The following is a 3395-nucleotide window of genomic DNA, read 5'->3' as shown; positions in this document are numbered from 1 at the left end:
GTAAGCGTATAGCTAACGACACCTAGCCTTGCTTAATATTCCAAGGTAGCAGTGGCTCAAGGTTACTTGGCTGCTCTGCAATATGTTGCAAGCACGTTGAGATGTAGTCATGCACTACAAGATCATTTGCCTTTGCGGTTTCAACAAGACTATAGAGTATGGCGCTGGCATGCGCGCCATTACTGGTATTTGAGAACAGCCATNGGTTATTATCAATACTGAGCCTGCCATCATCGAGGTAACGCCTGAATTTCTCAAACTGGTTTATCGCATAGGTAATTGCTTTCCCTAGCGCCATTTGGGGAGGGATTTTATCTTTGTGTTTGAGTAACCATTGATACAATTCATCAACGATTGGTTTGGCTTTTTGCTGCCTAACGGTGAATTTTTCACTGACCGATTTACCTTTGATGGCTTGCTCAATACCATAGAGTTTGCGAATAAGGTTAAGTGCTACATCCGCTTTAACGGTTTTTTTATTATTGCCTTTGGCCTCGATGAACTTACGGCGTATATGAGCTAAGCACGCAACCAGTGTTGCCTTCGTTTGCTCGTATGCTTTGTAGCCGTCAACGTGCATGTAGCCTTGATAACCGTCAAGAAAACCAACTACACAGTGGGCCGCGCGACTATTATGATAATCAAACAGGACAATATTAGTGTCTTTACCCGGCTTATCATCGCCACAACAGTACAGCCACATATAGCTGGTCGCTTTCTCTGCGTTAATAACGTTTAACGAGGTTTCATCGCCATGAATAACTGCTTGAGATAACAAGATTTCTTTTAAACGCTGATAGAGCGGTGACAACAATTCAGCACAGCGTAACATCCAGCTCGACATGGTTTGCCTGCTCAACTCAATACCGATATCAGAAAATAACGTTTCTTGGCGATAAAGCGGCAAGCCAAACTGGTATTTACACATGATTATTTGGCTCAGTAAACTGGGCGTGGCGATACTTTTTGGAATAGGTGTTGCGGGCATTTTTGCCGTTTTCACTACACTTTCAATCCCTTCACGCTCACAGTGACGGCACGTATATTTAGGGCGAATAGTTTTGACAACCTTGATATGCGCTGGCACAAATTCGAGTGTTTCACTGCTGCTTTCACCCATTTTGTGAAGTGGGCTTTGACAGCAATCACACACTTTTTCATCCTCATCAAGGTCAACAACCACCTCGACTCGTGGTAACTGTGCTGGCAGTGGCCGGCGTTTCGGTTTGGCTTTTTCTTTCTTTACTAAGGGCGATGTGGCCAATAGCGCTTTATCATGTTCATCAAGAATGTTTTCTGCTTCATTGAAGCGCTCTCCAGCACCGGGCATCTTTTCAGATTTCTTCGCGTACTCTTTGGCAAGCTTCGCGTTATAAGCTTGCAGTAATTCGTGAATTTGCGCATCTTTTTCAGCAACGACCTAGAACAACTCAAGCACCATGCGCTTGAGTTGTTCTAGGTCGTCAGGAAGTAAGTGTGCATCAATTTTCATGTTCGCAATTTAACAGAATTTGACGTTGTTTTCTTGTTTGACGCAAAGATAAAGCAGGCGGTGTGGCAACGATCATTTACTGTCAATATGATCGATTGATACTGCAATTCTTCATGACCAAGCACATCATATCCCGACAACAACCAATCCAATTGCCCAGGACTGAGTTCAAATTCTTGCAAACTGACTTTACTTGGCCATTTGAACTTTTGTTTTTCTAAACGCTTGTACCACAAAGCAAACCCCGTTTTATCCCAGTAAACCAGCTTGAGTTTATCTTTCGATTTATTGCAGAACAAAAATAATGCGCCAGTGTAAGCGTCACGTTCAAGCTCGCTTTCAACGAGTGCGACCAGACCATCAATGGACTTTCGAAAATCCACGGCGTCACGATGCAAGTAAATACGCGCGGGTTCAACAAACATTTTCATAAGGCAAGCTCACGCAACAATTGACTCAAATAAGCGACAGGCATTGTGGGTGGGAAGCTAATTTTCACGCTGCCGATAGTAAGCATGATCGGCAGTTGCTGTTCAGTGGGGGCGACGTGTTTAGTGACTTTTGCTTGAACAAAACGACTGGATTCAGTATTAAGCTTACTTCGTGCCGCATAAAAGCTTGTTTTAGATAAGGCATGTTGCTGGCAAAACTCAGTAATAGTTAAATCGCTGGCTTGTTGTTCTTCGATAATGTTACGCCACTGCTCAAGGCTACGTGTTTTTCTCATGGCTATCTCCTAATTGAAATTAAGAAATAGCTTAATCGGTTTGACGAATTACTGGCAGGTGCACTTTGCTAGACGATTACCTACGATCCAGTCCTCTTCTGGACAACTGCATTCATCACTCTGTCTTGACTCAATGAACTCATAGCAATGACTCATTTGTGCAAACGAACCATCCATATAAACCCTTAATCCAATTTCACTAACTTGTATTCAGTTTTACCTGCTCTGATAGTGCATTCGTCCTCACTACCTTGTAATTCCAGATCGAAATTGATTGGATAAATGGCTGCTACAATATAGTGCTCGCCGACAACAAACTTATCATCGTTTATGCAGCTACCTTCTTTGCGACCAAGCCACTCGACCTTATCACCAATAGCAACCTTGCCATGTAGAGCTATGACATTGCCGTTAATACCACAGACTACTGAACCATATTTTCGGCTTTCTACCACCATTACGCTCTCCTTATTCCAATTAAACTATTTGTTCTTTTTATTCCATACGTTCAGAGCGTTTTTGAGGTACTGAATTGGCTCAGGCATAGGATGTGTTTTCCCTGGCTTAGTTTTGCGTTCATGTTTCGCATGTTCACGCTCAATCTTGCTCCAATCCTTCGGGTAAAGCTCTTGAAACTTATTAATGAAGTCATCAAATGAATATCCTTCGTTTAACTCACCAACCACATTTTCGATTTTTTCATCTTTCTTCGTTATTACAGCCATTATTTTTCCCTTTAAGCCAGTTGAACATTTTACTTTTGTGAGTAGCGCTTAATTAAACGCCACTGGCAAAAGCTTGTATTCCAATTTAGTCATTTAACTTAATCGAGTAGTGGTTTTTTGAGGCTTACCAGATGAGCCTAACTCAACCATTTCCATTACATCGTCTTGATTAATTATGCCGCTGGCCTTAACCGCATCTAATGCTTCAAGCGCATTATCAGCCCACTTTTCAGCAGTAACTTTTTCTAATTCAAGTTTAACAATGTCATCAACTTGTTTTTCATCACTAAAGTTAGCTACTTCTTTGCCATCAACTGTAAGCCACCAACAATGATGCCCCTGAACTTTACCGTATTTAGCCATCGTCATTATTCCAACCGTTATTTATAGTGAATAGCTAGCTGAATTTAATAATTGTAAAAATATATTCCAAGGCCACAGAGCCCCCACA

The 3395-nt window shown here is 41.8% G+C and carries 5 protein-coding genes and 1 pseudogene; all 6 read right to left on the bottom strand.

All coding sequences use genetic code 11. The features are described 5' to 3' along the window. Window positions 1-22 precede the first annotated feature (22 nt). The 6 genes and pseudogenes from L652_RS01000000123680 to L652_RS0110920 all read right to left on the bottom strand — a co-directional run bounded on the left by L652_RS01000000123680 (window position 23) and on the right by L652_RS0110920 (window position 3307). Window positions 23-1492 (bottom strand): annotated as a pseudogene (locus L652_RS01000000123680) (IS66 family transposase). After that, window positions 1489-1923, bottom strand: a complete 435-nt coding sequence (gene tnpB / locus L652_RS1000000124935) for an IS66 family insertion sequence element accessory protein TnpB (RefSeq protein ID WP_024596287.1) — start codon at window positions 1921-1923, stop codon at window positions 1489-1491. Before tnpB ends, L652_RS01000000123680 begins: the two are co-directional and overlap by 4 nt. Then, window positions 1920-2219, bottom strand: coding sequence for a hypothetical protein (locus L652_RS0110935; protein WP_002963294.1), 300 nt, complete (start codon window positions 2217-2219; stop codon window positions 1920-1922). The genes tnpB and L652_RS0110935 overlap by 4 nt, the downstream gene beginning before the upstream one ends. 185 nt (window positions 2220-2404) lie before the next feature. Further along, a complete protein-coding gene (locus tag L652_RS0110930) occupies window positions 2405-2677 on the bottom strand; it encodes a hypothetical protein (RefSeq protein ID WP_024589348.1) in 273 nt (90 codons plus the stop codon). 24 nt (window positions 2678-2701) lie between these two features. Continuing rightward, complete coding sequence (locus L652_RS0110925) at window positions 2702-2944, bottom strand: hypothetical protein (RefSeq protein ID WP_024596403.1); 243 nt, start codon at window positions 2942-2944, stop codon at window positions 2702-2704. 93 nt (window positions 2945-3037) lie between these two features. Next, window positions 3038-3307: a hypothetical protein gene (locus L652_RS0110920; RefSeq protein WP_139015397.1), complete on the bottom strand. Its 270-nt coding sequence runs from the start codon at window positions 3305-3307 to the stop codon at window positions 3038-3040. Between the last annotated feature and the right edge of the window lie 88 nt (window positions 3308-3395).

This window comes from Pseudoalteromonas sp. TB25 (genome assembly GCF_000497995.1).
GTDB classification, from domain to species: Bacteria; Pseudomonadota; Gammaproteobacteria; order Enterobacterales; family Alteromonadaceae; genus Pseudoalteromonas; species Pseudoalteromonas distincta.
This window is presented reverse-complemented; position numbering and strand designations above follow the sequence as displayed.